Source organism: Homoserinimonas sp. A447 (assembly GCF_054489325.1).
The window spans coordinates 316,340-333,814 of record NZ_JBTMWW010000001.1 but is presented as its reverse complement, the minus strand read 5'-3'; the positions used below and the strand labels follow the sequence as shown (position 1 = coordinate 333,814).

Annotated in this window: 16 protein-coding genes; all 16 read right to left on the bottom strand. The window is 66.0% G+C overall.

Features of this window, described 5'->3' with window-relative positions:
- Nucleotides 1-3: 3 nt before the first annotated feature.
- Nucleotides 4-264 carry a hypothetical protein gene (locus tag ACX3O0_RS01555; protein ID WP_459090347.1) on the bottom strand — a complete coding sequence of 87 codons (261 nt, stop codon included), beginning with the start codon at nt 262-264 and terminating at the stop codon, nt 4-6.
- A 164-nt stretch (nt 265-428) separates the two neighbouring features.
- The gene (locus ACX3O0_RS01550) at nt 429-1,088 is read right to left on the bottom strand and encodes an FHA domain-containing protein (protein WP_459106555.1); all 660 of its coding nucleotides are present in this window, start codon (nt 1,086-1,088) and stop codon (nt 429-431) included.
- The gene (locus tag ACX3O0_RS01545; RefSeq protein ID WP_459106554.1) at nt 1,075-1,746 is read right to left on the bottom strand and encodes a hypothetical protein; all 672 of its coding nucleotides are present in this window, start codon (nt 1,744-1,746) and stop codon (nt 1,075-1,077) included. The genes ACX3O0_RS01550 and ACX3O0_RS01545 overlap by 14 nt, the downstream gene beginning before the upstream one ends.
- Entirely contained in the window at nt 1,736-2,230 is a 495-nt protein-coding gene (locus ACX3O0_RS01540; RefSeq protein ID WP_459106553.1) for a hypothetical protein, read from the bottom strand. The genes ACX3O0_RS01545 and ACX3O0_RS01540 overlap by 11 nt, the downstream gene beginning before the upstream one ends.
- A gap of 2 nt (nt 2,231-2,232) precedes the next feature.
- The gene (locus ACX3O0_RS01535) at nt 2,233-3,819 is read right to left on the bottom strand and encodes a hypothetical protein (protein ID WP_459106552.1); all 1,587 of its coding nucleotides are present in this window, start codon (nt 3,817-3,819) and stop codon (nt 2,233-2,235) included.
- Nucleotides 3,809-4,111, bottom strand: a complete 303-nt coding sequence (locus tag ACX3O0_RS01530) for a hypothetical protein (protein WP_459090339.1) — start codon at nt 4,109-4,111, stop codon at nt 3,809-3,811. The genes ACX3O0_RS01535 and ACX3O0_RS01530 overlap by 11 nt, the downstream gene beginning before the upstream one ends.
- Before the next feature lie 72 nt (nt 4,112-4,183).
- Nucleotides 4,184-4,480 (bottom strand): WXG100 family type VII secretion target, encoded by a 297-nt coding sequence (locus tag ACX3O0_RS01525; protein ID WP_459090337.1) that lies wholly within the window; start codon nt 4,478-4,480, stop codon nt 4,184-4,186.
- A gap of 109 nt (nt 4,481-4,589) precedes the next feature.
- Nucleotides 4,590-5,162 (bottom strand): hypothetical protein, encoded by a 573-nt coding sequence (locus ACX3O0_RS01520; protein WP_459090335.1) that lies wholly within the window; start codon nt 5,160-5,162, stop codon nt 4,590-4,592.
- A complete protein-coding gene (locus ACX3O0_RS01515; RefSeq protein WP_459106551.1) occupies nt 5,159-5,758 on the bottom strand; it encodes a hypothetical protein in 600 nt (199 codons plus the stop codon). The genes ACX3O0_RS01520 and ACX3O0_RS01515 overlap by 4 nt, the downstream gene beginning before the upstream one ends.
- Nucleotides 5,759-5,777: 19 nt before the next feature.
- On the bottom strand, nt 5,778-6,659 hold the full coding sequence (locus ACX3O0_RS01510; RefSeq protein ID WP_459106550.1) for a hypothetical protein: 882 nt from the start codon (nt 6,657-6,659) through the stop codon (nt 5,778-5,780).
- Between the two features lie 101 nt (nt 6,660-6,760).
- Nucleotides 6,761-8,011 carry a hypothetical protein gene (locus ACX3O0_RS01505; RefSeq protein WP_459106549.1) on the bottom strand — a complete coding sequence of 417 codons (1,251 nt, stop codon included), beginning with the start codon at nt 8,009-8,011 and terminating at the stop codon, nt 6,761-6,763.
- Nucleotides 8,011-8,301, bottom strand: a complete 291-nt coding sequence (locus tag ACX3O0_RS01500; protein ID WP_459090327.1) for a type VII secretion target — start codon at nt 8,299-8,301, stop codon at nt 8,011-8,013. Before ACX3O0_RS01500 ends, ACX3O0_RS01505 begins: the two co-directional genes overlap by 1 nt.
- An 87-nt stretch (nt 8,302-8,388) precedes the next feature.
- Entirely contained in the window at nt 8,389-12,873 is a 4,485-nt protein-coding gene (locus ACX3O0_RS01495) for an FtsK/SpoIIIE domain-containing protein (protein ID WP_459106548.1), read from the bottom strand.
- Nucleotides 12,845-15,214 (bottom strand): transglutaminase family protein, encoded by a 2,370-nt coding sequence (locus ACX3O0_RS01490; protein WP_459106547.1) that lies wholly within the window; start codon nt 15,212-15,214, stop codon nt 12,845-12,847. Before ACX3O0_RS01490 ends, ACX3O0_RS01495 begins: the two co-directional genes overlap by 29 nt.
- The gene (locus ACX3O0_RS01485; RefSeq protein WP_459090321.1) at nt 15,211-16,497 is read right to left on the bottom strand and encodes a DUF58 domain-containing protein; all 1,287 of its coding nucleotides are present in this window, start codon (nt 16,495-16,497) and stop codon (nt 15,211-15,213) included. Before ACX3O0_RS01485 ends, ACX3O0_RS01490 begins: the two co-directional genes overlap by 4 nt.
- A gap of 6 nt (nt 16,498-16,503) precedes the next feature.
- On the bottom strand, nt 16,504-17,472 hold the full coding sequence (locus ACX3O0_RS01480; RefSeq protein ID WP_459090319.1) for an AAA family ATPase: 969 nt from the start codon (nt 17,470-17,472) through the stop codon (nt 16,504-16,506).
- Between the last annotated feature and the right edge of the window lie 3 nt (nt 17,473-17,475).

Here is a 17,475-nt window from a genome sequence, read left to right as displayed (position 1 = left end):
GACTCAATCTGAACAGTCTACTTCGGGGCGCGACAGGAACGCTGAGCTGCGCAAAGTGGTGCCGTTCGCCCCAGCGAATTTGCCCCAGGTGTCCGGTTTATCTGTCGGGTTGCCGACGCATTTCGAGAAAACCGATAGTTGCACAATGGTCGTTCCATCGGTGTCATTGCCACGGGACACGGTGAGTCCGTAGCCGTCCGGGCTCTTCAGCATGTGGCCATACGGGCCTTCAGGGTCCTGCTCCTTGCCCTGTTGCTCCTCCACGCCGGGTGCGCGTTGCCAACCTCGATCGATGGGTTCACAGCGCCTCCCAGGCATCCGCTCAGCACCGCCATCACGGCGATGGCGGATGTGGCTGTCGCAGCCGTTCGAATCATCGGCCCTGCCCCACTGTCGCCACAATTTGCCCGGTGATGATCTGCCTTCCGTCAGCTGCGTTCGACCGACACGGTGAACTCGCCGAAGCTCAACTCGGCGCCGTGTTCGACCAGTGCGGGCGTTCCAGGCTCAACGACGGCTCCGTTGCCACCCGCGTATTCGAGGAACACGCCATTCGTCGAGTTGAGGTCGTGCACGACGAGTTGCCCACTGGCAGTCAACTCGAGCGCCGCATGCGTTTTCGAGACGGTTTTGCCCGTGTCAGCGATGGGCAGCAGGAGCGCTTGGGGCCACTGTGGGCTGTGCGCCGGGTCACGACCGACGAGCGTCGTCTTCTCCACCAGCGCCTGCTGGCCGTCTGGGAGGGTGAGTCGCCACGCCGGTGCGCTCCGGCGACCGACGGATGCGCGAGTCGCGTCATCGACCGTCGGCACCTCTGGGGCCGGTGCCACCTGCTCGGCCAGGGTGGGCACCGGAAGCCCGGGCGCCCCTACCGGGAAGAACGCCGGCGCGTCATCGAGGGTGCTCGGCTTCGGGGCCCGTGTCGACGGCATCCGGTAGGTTCCGGAATCGACGATCCCCGGCGGAAGCGTGATCAGGCTGGCGGGGTCGACCGGATCCGGCTCCTGCGCCTCGGCAGCGCGCTGCACCGGCGCAATTCCGGGAGGCGGGGGTGGGATCAGAAACGGGTTGTCGTCACTCGTGCTCACTCGCGTATCCTCCCCCGGGCCATAGGGGTGCCATGCTATCGCAGTGATCGCGGTTGCTCGACTCAGCGGGAAGCCACTGCAGTGTGCTGACGATGGCCGTGAACAGGGCGACCAACGGCTCGGCCAGTTGCTCGAACGGGGTCGCGAACGTCAGCGGAAGCACGGTTTTCGTCGACGGTACCGTCACCCAGAATCGCACCGCCAGCGACTGGCCCTGCTTGGTCTCCACCGTCTCAGTCGTGCGGAGAACCTGACTCTCGCCGACCGCGAAACGCTCGGCCACTGAAGGCTCGTTCCCGGAGCGCCGCAGGCCATCCACAAACGCATCCATGACAGCGGATGCGTTGGTTCCGATCGCGACACTCAACCGCGGAGTCGCACCGTGCACGGACAGCATCGCCGACACCGGGATGCCGTCGGCCACCTGCTCGGCCAGGTACACCTCGGTTGCCCCCAACCGCCTCGCCTCTCCGACAGAATCGAGCAGCTCACGCCTAAGGCGCTCCCGCTCCGTGGCCCGCGCATCGTCGGAACCCACCAGGTCCCGCACCAAAGCCCGCACCGCTTTCGCGGTGGCAGCGTCGTCGGTCACCGGGATGCGGGACCAGATTCCGCTGAACCTGAGAGCCGGGCGGAGCGCTGGCGCGTCAGCCGGCATCCGACCACTCGCCGTACCGGATCTCCAATGCATGGCGTGAGACCGTCGCACTCAATCCGGCGGTTCCCTGCCCCACATACCCGTCGCCCCAGGAGAGCCCTGTCACGGCTTCGCCGATCTCAATGCTGTTGCTCAACGTTTGAAGCCGTTCCGGTTCGTCAGGCCGATCCCCCTCCGACACCTCGATATCGATACCGTTCGTCGGCTTGAACGCAGCGTGACTCCAAGTCGTGCGCAGCGCATCATCGACCAGCCCGGTCAAGTCATCCCCCGGCTCCTGCGCCACATACAACCGGATCGCATACCCCCGGTTCGTCGGGAGCCCACTGGTGGTCGTCCACACGAACGCACCAGACACCCCGGGCAACTCAGACAACCGCGCCTCAATGTCAGTCTCACCCGCACTACACCCGGCCAAAGCCGGCACCAACACGGCCAGCACCACCCCAGCCGCAAGCGCCCGCCTCACCGAACGATCAACCACACTCATCCCCTTCGAGCCTCGAATCGTTCCACAGTCTCAGTTCCGTAGAAGAACTGCTGCTGACGCTCACGGAACGCAACCACCTGCGGGTCGGTGGACCTGTCTATCTCGCGGACAGCTGATGCCGCGTAGTCCACGGTGTTGTGTCCATGAGCATCAGGATTCGGGTCAGCCGGTGTAGTCGAGATGGTCATCCAGTTGTCACGCGTCGGGTTGTCGGCGAAGAAATCGAGGTGTGGCACGACATCCGCCGTGTGCTCGATGGCCATGACTGAGACACTATCGGGGATCGGGACATCGCCGATCGGCGAACCGACCGTGAACACCGTGGTCACGTCGAACCGGCTGGTGAATGCGGGGTCGGCAGCAAGGTTCGCTGCTGCGATTCCTCCCTGGCTGAACCCGGACAGCATCACGTCGCTACCCGAGCCGGGAATGTAGCCGGCCTCGAGAAGCGCCAACTCCACTGCCTTCTCCAGCTCCGACCGCTGGTCGGGATAGAACTTGGCCCACAGGTTGCCGTCCAGGTCGTTCGGAGCACTTCCGCCGGCCGAGAACCACTGCTGCGTGCTCGGAATCTGCACGCGGTACCTGGTGATGCCGTCCCCGCCGACAACCGTGGTCACCTGGATCACTGCGCTATCCGCGCCCAGGACACCCGGGTCGCCTGCACTGTCGATGGCACGCTGATCCTCGACTGCGGAACCGAAAAGGTCGTCGCGACCCCCGCCTGGCACACGGATTCCTGCAGCGAGCCGGTCTTTCAACTCCACCGTCGGTGTCTCCCGCCCGGTCAACCAGGCCGACAACAGCATCGGGGAGAGCGCGGCAACCAGCAGCCCTATCGCCTCGTTCTTGAATCCCTCATCACCCGTCATCAGGTATGCGAGAGCGTCGAGGCCGACCACGAGCACCACAGCCAGCAGCAGCACAACGGCAACGACCAGCGCAAGCACCTGAACCACCCTGGCAAGCACCTCGAGCAGTACGTCGATCATCGGTCCGAAGATGTCAGCGAACCACTGGCCGATCTGGTCGCCTGCACCCACGATGTTGACCCAGAGGGAGTCGTTCAGGTCGCTCTGGTCCACGACGACACGGATGCGTTCGGCGGCAGCGTCCGAAGCATTCCGCAGGTCGGCCACCGCCGCGTAATACTCCTCGCGAGTGGTCGCCACCCGGTTCTCCGCCAGTTGCCACTGCCGCCGCGCTGTCTCGCGCCCAGCCTCCTCGCCGGCGTAGTAAAGGAAGTCGTCGTACGTCTCTCGTGCAGCGTTTGCCTGCGGGTAGTAGGCGTCGTAGGCGGTGTTCGCTCGCTGCTGGGCGCTTGCGAGCGCCGGGGCGAAATCGCTCAACACCAGCGCGGCCGTCTGGTAGCGGGAATGCGCGAGCAGAATCTCGTCGTGGACCTGCTCGGCAAGGCTGCGCACCTCGTCGACGGCGACACTGATGGTCTCCTGGCTGTTCGTTACTGCCAGCAGCTCAGAGGCCGCGGAGAGGATTGCCGCAGCCGTGGCAAGGAACTCCTCCGACCTGGCCGTGACCACACCCGAATCGCCCTCGACCCGGATGAGGACCTCACCGTACATTCGGAGCCAATGCCTCGGCATGTGTGGCGAGTTGGGCGTCCAGGTCTTCGAAGGTCTGGCTGATCATCTCCAGGGATTCCGAGAGGGACGTCAGGTTCGCCTGGATGCCGCGTCGGGTGTCGTCCCAATTGCCGGCGAATGAGTACACCTGGGACTGCAGCGAACCGATTGAACCGACGGCGATCGCGACGTCATCCCCGACCCTGCCTGCGTTGCCGAATTGGGCAGCGATCAGGTCAAGATTGCCGCTCACCTCACGCAATAGGCCCAGGTCGAGACGCAGATCGGCCACGGCCCCCTCCTTGCTGAAAAGGCCGTGGCGGGGTTACCCGCCACGGCTCGGGCCTGTGGCCCACAGTTGTCCTTAGCCGCGAATGGCGTTGCCGAGCTCGGTGTCGACGTTGGAGAGGGCGTCTGCCGCCGCGGTGAGGAACTGGCTCATGCCGTCCAGTCCGGTGACCGCCTGGGTGGTTCCCTGAGTGAAGGCGTCGTAGGAGACCTGGAACGCGCCCGATGCGGAATCGGTGACGAAGCCGCTTTCTACGAGACCGTTCACGAGCGTCTGCAGCTCGGTCAGCTTCGTGATCAGGTCGTCTTTGCCCGAGATCAGGCGGCCGGCGGCATCCGTCATCTCCGAATAGGTCACGTTCATGTTGGCCATGGTTGCTCCTCAGTATCAGGTGGTCGGTGGGTCCGGTCGGCCCGAGCCCCACAAAGACAGTATCGGTTCGCGGGGATGTCTCACATGGGTACCACTACCCATGCGCCACTCAGTCCTGGGAAACGGATGCCGCCAGCTCGGCGAAGCGCGGTCGGAACCGTTCGAAACCGGCCAGGTCGGTGGTGGCTGTGCTCAGCAGGAAGAAGCCACCGTCCACCTCGAAGGCGTAGGAGCCGCGCAGCGTCATCACCTGGCGCGCATCGTCGTCGAACGGAGCGTGGCGAACGCACAGCACGCCGGCCAGGCCGGAATCGGTGACCACCTCGGTGACGGTCGGCTCGCGCACGAGATCTGGCTCACGGATGCCGGCCACCTCTTCGACCGGCGCGTCGCCCACTTCGCCGCGGGCGATCATCCGCCCATCGACGATGTGGATCGGTCCGCGAAGGGATTCCAGGTAGACGTAACAACTCTGGGCGCCGCGCGTCTCGACCTCCCCGCCTACCAGCGCCAGCGACCCGGCGAGCGCGGCGGTCTCGTCATCGGTGAGGCGCATTGCCGTGACGTCCGCGAGTTCGGCAACCAGCGCATCCGCCCATTCGGGAGCCGTCTGGAACACCTCACCCTCACCAAACGGGGGCACGCCGATCCAGTCGTCCGGGTAGCGCACGAAAACGCTCATTCTGGGGCCTCCTCGCCGGGGAACGACACGCTCGCCATGAGGGCATCGAACAGGAACTCGAGCGCCTCGACGATCTGGGCGGAATCTTCGGTGTCTGGCACGAACAGGCTTGCCGTGAAGGTGATCCACTGCCGGCGCCCGGTCGTAGGGCTGACGATGTAGTTCACGATCCGCGCGGCGGGCGCGGTCACCTCGCCGGCGTCATCGCGCTGCAGCGGCCGGTCGGCCACCGTGCGAACCGCCAGCGCCCCACCCACCGTCGTGGCGCGGGCGCCCGTCGTCGCCGCCGACATCGACAACAAGGTGTCTTGCACCGACAGCGCTCCGGACGGCTGGCGCGGGAGCGGCGCCACAGCGATCGACGCAGGGATGTGGATACCCGCGGTTGCCGCGATGGGCACCCAGACCTCCCACACGCCCGCCTCGCGAGACTGGTCGACCAGGTTCTGCAGCATCGAACGCAGCCGTGGCCGTGCCAGGTCTCGCTTGTCGGCGGCGACGGATGCCATCACCTGGGTGACAATGCGCCTCACCTCGTCCGTGGCGCGGTCATCGAGATGCAGCGCCACCCACCCCTGGGGAAGCAGTACAGACATGCGTGTCTGCGCCGTGTGCTCAGGCGTCATCGGCATCCCGCTTCGTGTTTTTCTTGGCCGGGCGCGGGTGCAGTTGGCGCTGCAGGGCGCCCCATCGCCGGTCGCCAACGCCGGAAAGTGCGCTGGCCGTCAGCATCAGCGACAGCTTGACGTCGAGCGGTGTTCTCATGCCGTACTTGCGCTTGCAGACCGAGGCCGCTGCTCCCACGGTGAGCGCTGCCAGGATCGCCCAAATGTAGTCGAGGGAGTACACGTCGTTACCGCGCTTGAAGATGCCGAACAGGCAGCCCACGGAAATCAGCGCAGCAACCAGCGAATGCCTCACGATCCAATCCGGCGAGGTATACGTTCGAACCTTGACGTGCCGGCGAGCCTCCGCATCCGGCAGCCACCACCGAGACGGCTTCCAGCAGATCACCAAAGCGGCGGCGATGATCGCGATCCAGATGAGCGCAATCCACGCCGGCAGCGCGTTCCCCGGGATCGTCGAAATGACGCACATCGGGTCGGCGGAGCATGCGTCACGCCGCTCTTTCGACCACGTCGCCGACGCGACAACGCCGGCCCCGATCGGGACCAGGGCGAGCACCAGTATGAATCCGAATAAAGACGCCACCAATACCCACCCGACGGCGCGGCCGATCCGCTGGCCCTCCCGGGTCCTCTGTGCGGCAAGTTTCCTGGCGACGCTCTTCGGAGTGCCAGGTACCTGCGGCAGGCGCACGCCGAATACCAGTACAGTCACGATCGCCACCAGCCACAGGAACCCGAGCCACACTGGGGCACCCTCAGTGAGAATCGCCGACAGCGCGCATCCAATGTCGGACGAGCACGCCGCAATCTGTTCCGCCGGCCAGGCACCCGCGCGCACAATGCCTTGCCACAATGACAAAATCAACATGACAATCCCGTAACCAGCTGCGGGCACAACCAGCGCGCTCAGAGCAATCGCAAGGACCAGCCAAGTTCGCCCGCGCCGATCGAACGTTCGCCACAATTTCCTCACCAGTTGCTGCCCAGCCTCCAGGTGGAGTCCCCCGTCAACGACCCGACCCTGTCGCCCACTTGCCCGAGCTCGATCGCGATTCCTCCGGCCGTTGAACTGGCGTTATAGGCGGACAGCCGGTTCAGGGCGGTGGCCGCGCCGGTGGCGTGGCTGCCGGAGAGAAGTTGCACATTCGCCATGGAATCGAGTTGTGCGATCACCCGGTAATCGGTACCGATGTTCTGCAGCTGCCTCATGAGTGACAGGTTGCGCACATCACCGAACACCCCTGCCGTGTCCACGAGACCCAGGGCACGCTGCTGAGTCATCCCGGCGATGCCACTTCCGGCATAGCTGGTACGCACCGATGTCGCGACCGTGGTGCGGGTCGCGTTGGTAGCCATCGTCGTGGCCACCTTCCCGCCGACAAACGTCAGGGCGGCCAGCGCGACAGTGAAGATGGCCTCGGACGGCGACATCGTGCCTGCCAGGCCCTGCACGATCGCGTTGGCCACCTGGATGATGGTGGCGACGAGGAGGATCACTCCCACGATCGCGTTCAGGCCGGGAATGAACAGGGCGATCACCATTGCGGCCGTCGCGATCCAGCCGACGATTTCGACGATCCTGTCGATGATGTCCTTGTGCTCGTTGATGAACTGGACTGTGTTGTCCCACCAGCTGTCGTTCAGGTCACCGCTGTTCTCCACGTCCGAAATGGCCCCGATGGCCGTGGTCGCGGCAGTGTCACGGTGGGTGATGGCTGACTGAAGCAGCGCGACCGCCTGCTCAAGCGAGCCACCGTTGGTGCGCACGCTGGCCGACGCCGTTTCAAACTTCTGCTGGTAGTACGCCTCGAGCGTCGGCGACAGGTCGTCTTCCCGGAGCTTGGCCTGGTACAGGTCCGCCGTGTCCTGTGCTGTTGCGACAGCCGAATTCGCCGCGATCGCCGCGTCGAGGGCGTCGACGGACCATCGCTGGGCCTCAGCGAACGGCACTGCATAGGCGCTCAAGGCCTCCGCCACGCCGAAGTAGCGTTCGTGTGCCCTCTCGATGCGACCGGCGACTTCATCCGCCTGCTCCATGATGGCCGCCACTGCCTCACTCACCGACTCGTCGAGGCAGGCGAGCGCACGAAGGTTGCTCGCCGCCTCCTCAATCGCGGTGGCGACATTCGCATAGTCGGTGGCGGCAGAACTGACGACGGAAGCGTTGCCCGGCACTGGGTCGTGATCGTGGCCGATCGGTGCCCAATCATCCGGCCGCATTACTGGTCTCCCTCAATCGCCACAGCCAGCTCCGTGTCCGTGGCCTCAAAGCCGTCTGCCGCGTTCACCAGGTTGTCGTGCACGGTGGTGAGCTGCTCGACCAGCTCGCTGCGCCGGTGGTCCCAATTGCTCGCGAACCCACGCACCCGCTCGGCGAGCCCGGCGTGCCCGACCGCGGTCGCCACATCCTCGCTGTTGCCGTTCGCATTCTCGAACTCCGACTTCACCGTCGCAATGTGAGCCGCCGTATCGCGCAGGAACTCAGTGTCGACAATCAGCTGCTCAGCCACGATCGTGTGCCCCTCTCAACAGTGCCAGTACGACAGTAGTAGACAGCGCGCCGGCACCCCCATGGGGAGCACTACCCATGCACGCGATCACAGCAGCGGGAGTTGCACGCGCGACACCTTGCCGCGGGCGATGTACATGCCGCGACCTGGCGGGAACTCGCTGCGGCTGCCCCGAGGCAGCGGCGTCTTCAGCAGGATGTCACCTTCAATCGAATCCGGTTGCAGCAGAAGCCCACGCCTGGCGTTCTTGATCTCGGCGAACAACGGCCACGACGCGTTCCACGAGGTTGTCTCCGCCTCGGCCACCAGAAGATGCTCGCTGCGTTTCACCGCCTTCACCAGTTCGACGATGGCGGCATCTGCCGGGGTCTGCAGGAAATCGGGGATGTTCTCGACGAACACGGCGATCCTGCCCTCCGTCTCAGGATCGGCGACGGCAGCGGACAGGTCCTTGGCGAGCGCGGCCACCTGTTCGATCGTCGTGGCGGCGCCCGTCCATTCGAGCGCCCCTGCGAGCCCCGAACGCGCGTTGCCGAGATAGTAGCGGCGAGCCGGCGCGTCGGCGCGTGCAACCGACCTGGCGAGCCACTCCAATGCGTTGCTGCGACCGCTTGCCGGCGGACCAGACAGGAGGAAAGTGCCGCGCGGATCGAACCCGACCGCGGCCAGTTCCTCGTCACCGACACCCAACACCGGGAAGTCCGCCACCCCGTCGGGCAGGGTCGAGTGCGCGTACTCCTTCGGCAGCGCATCGATGGGGTCGACCGGCCTTGTCCCGGCCCGCAGCATCGACTCCGCCAGCTTCTGCACGGCCGCTGATTGCTCGGTCATCGACGGGGAACCACCGAGCACAGCGACCTGGGTCTCCAGGCCGTCGACGATCGCGCGTCCGGCCGGAGACGACGGGCTGAGAACATCGTTCGGGGCATCCAGCATGCTGTATCCGGTGTCGTCGGCCAGGCGGAGGATCACGCGACGCTGGATGCTGGAACTCACGGACGACGGAACGGCACCCGGCCGGTCAGCCGTGAACGCCACGTGCATTCCGAGCTGGCGACCATCACTCAGGATGTCCTTGAACACGTCGTACCAGACCGCCCGGCCACTGGCCACCTCCCAGTCCTCACGGAACGATGGGAAGCCGTCGATCAGCAACAGGATGCGCCGTTCCAGCGGAGAGCCGGTCAATGTGCGGTAGTCGGTGATGCTCGACGCATTGGCCGCGGCGAAGCGAGGACCCCGCGACTCGAGTTGGGTCTTCAGGTAGCGGAACAGTCGAACAACCCGCTCGGAGTCATCGCCACCGATGATGGAGCCCACGTGGGGGAACGCCTCGAGCATTCGCAGGCTGCCGGTGCCGAAGTCGAGACCGTACACCTCGACCGGGCCCCCGCGCGGGGTGATTGCCGCCGCGCTGGCGAGGGTGCGCAGCGCGGTGCTCTTACCTGACCCACCCGTGCCGTAGATCGCGATGTGACCGTCGACATCGGGCAGGAAATAGACCGGATGCTGCTGCTGCCTGGTGGGAACATCCGACACCCCGATCACCAACTCGCTGTCGGTGCGTTGGCGCAGGAGCGACAGGTCGTACACCGCCGCGATCTCGTCAAGCCACGGGCGGCGGGGAGCCGGAATCCGAGCAGCGGATGCCGCGGCCACGATCGAGGAGACCAACCGCTGCTGGTCGGTCGGGCCGAGATCCCTCGACTCCAGGGCAACCTCCGTGCGCGGCTCCTCCCAGGGTGCCTCGCCGCCGAAGCGCAGTTCGGCGACATCGATGCTCGGGCGTTCCGGCTCGCGAGAGGTCCAACCGCCCGCGTATGCCGACTGGAACTGTTGCAGGCGGCCCGGCCCGGTCTTCGCGATACCGCGGCCAGGGATTGACGGGTCGAAGTGGGCGGCGTCTTTCGTGCCGATCACGTCGCTGCTGTCAGACTCGTCGGCCATCCGCAACGCAACGCGCAGGTTGGTGTTTGCGCGCAGGTTGTCCTTGATCACGCCAGCCGGCCGCTGAGTCGCCATGATCAGGTGGATGCCGAGCGACCGACCGCGCTGCGCGATGTCGACGACACCGTCGACGAATTCCGGAACCTCCCCCACCAGGGCAGCGAACTCGTCGATCACCAGCACCAGTGCCGCCGGGCTCTCCGGGTCGCCTCGCTTCTCCAGCTCCAGCAGGTCCTTCGCCTTCTTGCGCACCAGCAGGTGCTCCCGGAAGTGCAGCTCGGCGCGCAGGCTGGTCAGGGCACGACGAACCAAGTGAGGGCTCAGGTCGGTGACCAGTCCGACGCAATGCGGCAGGCTCACGCAGTCCGCAAAGGCCGAGCCGCCCTTGTAGTCGACGAAGAGGAAGGTCACCCGGTCCGGGCTGTACTCCGCGGCCATTCCGAGCACCCAGGCCTGCAGGAACTCGCTCTTGCCGGAGCCGGTCGTTCCGCCGACCAGGGCGTGTGGGCCCTGGGTGCGAAGGTCCAGGTGCATGGAGTCGATACCGGCGCTGCCGACCGCCGCGCGGAGCTTGCCCGGGCGGCGCTTGGCGGGTGTTGCCCCGGGAGTGCGATCGTGGATCGACTCGTTCTGCCGCCACCGGTCCACCACCGCATCGCTGGCCTCCACCAGTTCATGGCCAAGCACTGTCACCAACGAAATGGAGCGCGGCAGGTCACTGTCGTCGGCAACGACCGCCCCAGCATCGACCACCGGTGCCATCCGGCGCGCGAACGCCAGTGCAGAATCGGGATCGATCAGCTCCACCTCCACATCGGTGATCACCTCGCCGAGGCGCACCAGCCCCACCGTTGCCTGAGGCGCATCCGCCGTGATGTGCAGATAGGTGCGGCAGACCGCAGGGAGTTGCTCGACTTCCGACGCCATCCAGATCGGGTAGACACCCGCATCGGCACCGCGCTCGGCCAGTTGCACCAGCCGTGCCCGGTCGACGGCCACATCGTCCGAGATGAGCACCACGATCGCCGGAATTGGTGACTGGGTGCCGTCCGCAGTCTCCCGCTCACCGGCATCCGCACCCCGCTCGAGCGCCGAGCGGCGCTGCTCCATCGCGCCGCGGCGACGCGCCTCCGCCTCCTTCGTGCGCTTCAACACCACTTCTTCGAGGGCCGACAGCAGTACGGATGCACTCGACGAGCTGTCCGCGAGATGGCTCCCGCCCAGCGGGCTCTGCGGGGAGGAGGTGTGCGGCATCCACTTCAGCCAGCCCAGTTCGCGCGACCACTGGGGGGTGACCAACGATGCGACAACCAGCTCGGCCGGTGAATGCAGGGCAGTCAGCTGCACCAGGATCGCATTGACGGCACCGACCGTATCGGCTGCCTGACCCGCGACACCGATCGCACCCGAGTCGTACAGGTTGTCGACAATGGGAACACCGGAAACCTTCTCGTGCTCGGTGATAACCACGTCCAGGCGCTCCTGGAACTCGGGCAGCAGGTCACCGCGGGATGCCGAGTCGATCACATTCCGGGACTTCATCGTTCCGATACCCAACTGCACGTTGAGGAACGACCAGTGCTCTGCTCGCCGGGTCCAGGTGAGCGGGCCGCGGCGCATCGCCTGGTCGAGGGCATCCGCTGTCGATGGAGACTCCGCCAGCCGGGCTTCGCGCTCCACCACCACCTCAGACGCCAGCTGCTTCGACAGGGACGCCAGGTGCAGGTCGAACTTGGAAATCGCCTTCTTCAGATTGCGCTTGTTCTTGGACTTGTTCATGAAGAAGTTGCCGATGAGCATCAGCGGTGACATCAGCACGAACAGGAGGGCGGCTGGACGGTTGAAGATCATCCACATGCTCACTCCGAGCAGCACGGGTGCGACCATGGCGAGCCACGGGAACGGATCGTCGTCCTTCTCCGACGGTACTTCCGGCGCCGAGAACGTTCGGCCGGGATAGCGCGACTCCACCCGCGGCGACCGGTTGAACATGACCGGGCCCGCGCGCTGCACCAGCCCGTTCGACGCCACCGTCTCAGCGACGGTGATCTCGAGCTCAGAGTCCCCGACGAGTACGGTTTCCGTCTCGGTGACCACGAGGCGCGGAACCAGGCCGCCATCGACGACCAACCCGTTTGCCGACCCCAGGTCGACAACCTCGACGACGTCAGAGATTTCCAGGCGCACGTGGCGCTTGGACACCAGGGGGTCGGACAGCACCACGTCACAACCGGCGTCGCGCCCCAGGATGGTGGAGCCAACCTGCAAGGGGAACTCCCTGCCCGCATCCGGCCCGGCAACAACACGCACGGTGGCAACAGTCGGCCCCTGGCCGGTTCCGCGCGGCGAGTAGAAGATCCCGGCATCCGCCAGCTCGACCCGGGCGCCCGACCCCACCCAGGCCTCGCCGATCGCCGCGTCGGGGGGCAGGATCAGCCACTCGTCGTGCCCGGGAAGCGAAGCACGAAGCGTCAGCGCCTCCTCATCGATCGCTTGAGCGGCCGGCCGGGGGTCGACCCTGGCAATGGTCGACGCGATGTCAGAGATGCTGGCCGCAGCATCCGTCGTCACGACTATGTCATCGACGCTGCCCGAACTACGTGCGAGAGTGACTTTGAGACGCATGCCCCACCCTTTCGTCTGACTTCTGTGACAGCTTCGCCGCCCAGTCCCTGGCCGAGCGGATGCGGTACCGGCTGAGAATGCGGCGCACCCTGCTGAGCTCGGCACGACCTGCTTGGGTAGCGGCGAGCGCTTCGCTCCACACCTGTTCGCTCTGCTCTGGCGGGACCTCCTGACCGGAGAACACCGCCTCATCCGCAACGATCGCGATCGAATGCAACGGGACGTGGTTCTCTGTTGACAGCTGGCCCTCCAGGTGGTCGGCGACCCTCACCCGCGTGGACTTCCCCGGAACGTCGAATCCGAGCTCAGAGTAACGGTCGACCAGTTCCTCCCACGCCCCGGCCACCTGGTCGTGGGCGGCTGCGGCGGTGCGGCGGCGCCTCAGCCGTCGAGCCTTGACGATCCCGACTGCGAGCATCGGCAGGAAGATGATGGCTGCCGGGATCAGGATGCTGAGGCCCAGCGCGTAGACCCAGCCGGGTATGACGAGTGAGAAGCCGTCATCCTCTTCTTCTGTCTCCTCCAGCTCGACGGGGCTCAGCAGGTCTTCGTCATCTGCATCTACGCGCGGGGGCTGCCTGACCTGGGGTTGCGGTTCACTCTGCGGCTTGGGCGTCTGGTCTTGAGGGATGTCGGTCTCGTCCGGCGTGGGGTTGAAGGCGACCCAGCCGACGTCATCGAATGCGACCTCGACCCACGCGGTCACATCGTCTCCGGTGACCTCGACCGACTGGCCTTCGACCACTTCCGGCGCAAAGCCCATGACGACCCGTGCCGGGTAGCCGAAGCTGCGCGCCATCAACGCGAACGCGGAGGCGTACTGCTCCTGGTCGCCGACCATCTGGTTGCGCTCCAGCAGTTCAGAGATGCGGTCGGCGCCGTGGCCCGCCCGCGATGCGACCGAATCGGATGCCCGGCCATGGCTCAGGAACCCGGTGCTGGCCAGCGCGATCCGGATGGCCTCCAGCTGTGCCGCCGGTGCCGTTGCGCTGGCGGCGTACTCCTGCGCCTTCGACGTCACGATGTCTGGCGCGGCGTTGACCGGCGGGAGTTCAATTGCGGCGACTGAAACGCTGGCCAGGTCTGCGGCGGACACGACCTGCTGAACGGTCGCGTCGATGGTGTAGCTGTCGCCCTCGCTGAGGCCGGAGGTGAGCACCGCCGTCCCGGTGGCGTCATTGTACCGGAGGTTGTCTGAGGCCGTGGCCGACTCCCCTGCCGTGAACTCAAGGTTGGTGGGGTATCCGACGCTCGGAAGCCACACGTCGGCGTAGGTCTCGATGGTGAAGGTCACGTTCTCGCGGGCATCCGGCGTGATGAATCGCTGCTGCGGCATGGTGCGCCCGACCAGGTTGAAGGTGCCCGATCCGTTCGTGCTGGTCTGCGGACCGGTGACGTTCCACAGCTTGCCGTTGAACGAATCGAGCGTTGCCAGGCGGATGGTGTCCCCGTTCTGCAGCCCGCTGACCGTGAACAGGACCTCGTCGGTGACCTGTTTCGTGTAGTGGCGGAAGCCGCTCAACGGACTGGGGTATTGCAGCGGGTCGAACGGCGGCTCGATCTCGTCGCGCAGTACGAAGCGCTCGTCCTTGGGCGGTGCCAGCCAGAAGCCGGCTCCCCCACCGAGCAGTACGGCGGCGGCCACGATGGCGGCGGTTCCGGCCAGCTTCCGGTTGCGCAGGCGGCTCGCCCCGGCCTTGGCGACGCTGGCCCCGGCCGGCCTCCGCCAGCCAAGCCAGACCAGCGCGAGCACCGCGAAGGTTACCCCCCGGATGCCGGCGAGGTACGGGTCATCCGTTCCGATCAGGATGCTCACCAGGTAGATGGCGATCGGTCCGATGAGGGCAACGCCGAACCGCCACGCCGTGCGTGGACGAGACGTCAGCCAGCGGATGGCAAGCGTTGTCGAAACCAGTGCGACCAGCCAGGTGGCGACGTATGGCACCACGGTGATGTATTCGGGTGCTCCGATCGGAGTGCGCAACGTCACGATATCGGTCCAGCCGAACACCGCGCCGATGGCCAGGCTCGACACCGACTGCAGGCTCGGAAGCACTCCGAACAGGGCCTGTTCCGGCACGGCGAGCGCACTTCCGAAGAGGAAGTACCCGACGATGGCCGCCAGGGTCGTCGGCACCAGGCTCAGACGGAACAGCGACGCCAGGATGCCGGTGGCAGCGCCCAGCGCCAGCCCGCCGAGCGCCGGCACCAGGAAGCTGTACCCGCCGAAGGATGGCTGGAATCCGATCAGGCCGATGACCGCCAGCACCAGCAGCACGGTCACGTCTGTCCAGGCGCGGCCACTGATGCGCCTGAGGCCCTGCCCGGTGTCGTTGCTCATGAGCTCAGTCCTCTCACCAGCGCCGAGAGGTCTTTCAGGTCACCGATCGTGATCACCGTCAGGCCGGCGACCGCGGAGATCTTCGGTTCCGAGCCGAGAACCACCTGGAAGGCGACCTGGCTGGTGTCTTGCCCGAACAACGACTGGATGCTGCGGAAGTCTGCTGTGCTCATCGCGGAGCCGGCGATGAGCATCACCACGCTGGGTGCGGGCAGCCTGCGGGTTCGCTCCCGGGCGAAGTGCCGCATCGTCTGGAACAGGCGGCCGACCGGTTCGATCCGGCAGGAGGAGTCAAGCATCGAGGTCACCGTCTGCGTGCGCCACAGTCCGCTCTCGCTGACCACGTTCATCTGGGTGCCGTCGCGGATGACCTGGGCGGCGATCGAAGCCGTCACCGAGATGGCCAGCTCGAACTCGTCGTCCGAGGCGTAGAGGTCGCCGCGGGACGCGTGGATCATGGTCAGTTGGGAGCGCCGGGTCTCCTGGAATTGGCGCACCATGAGCTGGCCGATCCTAGCCGAGGTGCGCCAGTGCACATAACGCCGGTCGTCACCGGGAACATAGGGGCGCAAGGCGTGGAAAGCGATGTCATTGTTGGTGATCGTCTTCGAGACCTGGCCTTCGAGGTCCCGCACCAGCCCGGCGGCGGATGGCACCAGGCGCACGGTCTTCGGATGCACGAACAGGTCGACCGCGTCGGCCCACTTCAGCGCCCTTCGCAGCAGGCCGAGCTCGTCACCGCGCACGGATTCGGCCGGGCCGGCGACGATGACCGCCCGCCGGCTGGTGGGCACGGCAAACAGTTCTTCATGCTCGTCCCTGGGCTTCATCGAGGGAAGCTGGAACTCGGCCAGGCCCCTGCCGACCGGTAGTTCCATGCGGGTCGGGGGGAGACCACGGGCACCGGTGTTGGTCACCAGCATTCGCCCCATCGCGCGGTCACCGACCACGACTCGGCGCGGGTTCAGCTCGACCACCACGCCGTAGCTGGCCCGGCCGAAGAGGAACGCGCAACTCACCAGCAGCGCCGCCAGGGTTACCGTGCCGAGGTAGGTGAATTCCTGCCAGCCGAACACCACGCTGAGGATGAGCGCGGCCACGCCGATTCCGAGCACCAGCCAGCCGAGTGGAGTGACGACCCGCACAACGGGACCCACAACCCTCCGCGCCCATTGCCCGACGGGCACGACGATGGCAGCCACGGCGGTGGCGAATCGTCGTGCCGAACCGGCAATTCTCTGCAGGCGCGCAGAGATGCCGGCTGGCAGGCTCGTGGTGGTCACTGACTTCTAGGCGGCGCGGTACGCGGGCGGCTCGATGTTCACCAGGATGCGGCTCACCACGTCTTCGGCCTTCACCCCGGCGAATTCCGACTCGGGGTCCAGGATGACGCGGTGAGCGAGCACCGGGACGGCCAGGTCGCGCACATCATCCGGCGTCGCGTAGGTGCGTCCCTGGGTGATGGCCCAGGTTTTGATCGCCCGTGCGAGGGCCATCGCACCACGCATACTGACGCCGAGCACCACGTCGCGATCCTTCCGTGTCTCATCCACGATGTCGCTGAGGTACTGCATGACGGACTCGTCGACGAACACTTCAGCAGCCAGCGCTGCCATCGCGACGATCGACTCAGGCTTGATGATGGGCGAGACCAGCGATGCGCGCGCACGGGTACCGGAATCCATCAGCAGGGCGACCGAGGTCTTCTTGTCGGGATAGCCCAGCGTTGTCTTGATCAGGAAGCGGTCGAGCTGGGCTTCCGGCAGCTTGTAGGTTCCGGCCTGCTCGACAGGGTTCTGAGTGGCGATCACCAGGAACGGTGCACCGACCGAGTGACCCTCACCGTCGATCGTGACGACACCCTCCTCCATGACCTCGAGAAGGGCGCTCTGCGTCTTCGGGCTGGCGCGGTTGATCTCGTCGGCGAGCACGATGGAGGCGAAGATCGGGCCCTTGTGGAACTCGAACCGGCCCTTCGACTGGTCGAAGATCTGCACACCGGTCACGTCCGACGGCAGCAGGTCGGGAGTGAACTGGATGCGCGAGGTGCTGCCGTCCAGTGTGTTGGCCAGTGCCTTCGCCAGCACCGTCTTGCCAGTGCCGGGGTAGTCCTCGAGCAGCACATGCCCGTCAGAGATCAGGGCAGTCAGCACCAGTCGGATGACGTGGTCCTTGCCCACGATCGCCTTGTCGACGTTCGCGATCAACTTCTGGAAAGCATCCGCGAACCACGTCGCCTGCTCCTGTGTTACTGGCATGGT

Bases quoted from the DNA above. Each gene is read 5' to 3' on its own strand.
- ACX3O0_RS01545 (WP_459106554.1), bottom strand. From the start codon at position 1,746: ATGCCGGCTGACGCGCCAGCGCTCCGCCCGGCTCTCAGGTTCAGCGGA.
- ACX3O0_RS01535 (WP_459106552.1), bottom strand. From the start codon at position 3,819: ATGTACGGTGAGGTCCTCATCCGGGTCGAGGGCGATTCGGGTGTGGTC.
- ACX3O0_RS01525 (WP_459090337.1), bottom strand. From the start codon at position 4,480: ATGGCCAACATGAACGTGACCTATTCGGAGATGACGGATGCCGCCGGC.
- ACX3O0_RS01520 (WP_459090335.1), bottom strand. From the start codon at position 5,162: ATGAGCGTTTTCGTGCGCTACCCGGACGACTGGATCGGCGTGCCCCCG.
- ACX3O0_RS01515 (WP_459106551.1), bottom strand. From the start codon at position 5,758: ATGTCTGTACTGCTTCCCCAGGGGTGGGTGGCGCTGCATCTCGATGAC.
- ACX3O0_RS01510 (WP_459106550.1), bottom strand. From the start codon at position 6,659: ATGTTGATTTTGTCATTGTGGCAAGGCATTGTGCGCGCGGGTGCCTGG.
- ACX3O0_RS01505 (WP_459106549.1), bottom strand. From the start codon at position 8,011: ATGCGGCCGGATGATTGGGCACCGATCGGCCACGATCACGACCCAGTG.
- ACX3O0_RS01495 (WP_459106548.1), bottom strand. From the start codon at position 12,873: ATGCGTCTCAAAGTCACTCTCGCACGTAGTTCGGGCAGCGTCGATGAC.
- ACX3O0_RS01490 (WP_459106547.1), bottom strand. From the start codon at position 15,214: ATGAGCAACGACACCGGGCAGGGCCTCAGGCGCATCAGTGGCCGCGCC.
- ACX3O0_RS01480 (WP_459090319.1), bottom strand. From the start codon at position 17,472: ATGCCAGTAACACAGGAGCAGGCGACGTGGTTCGCGGATGCTTTCCAG.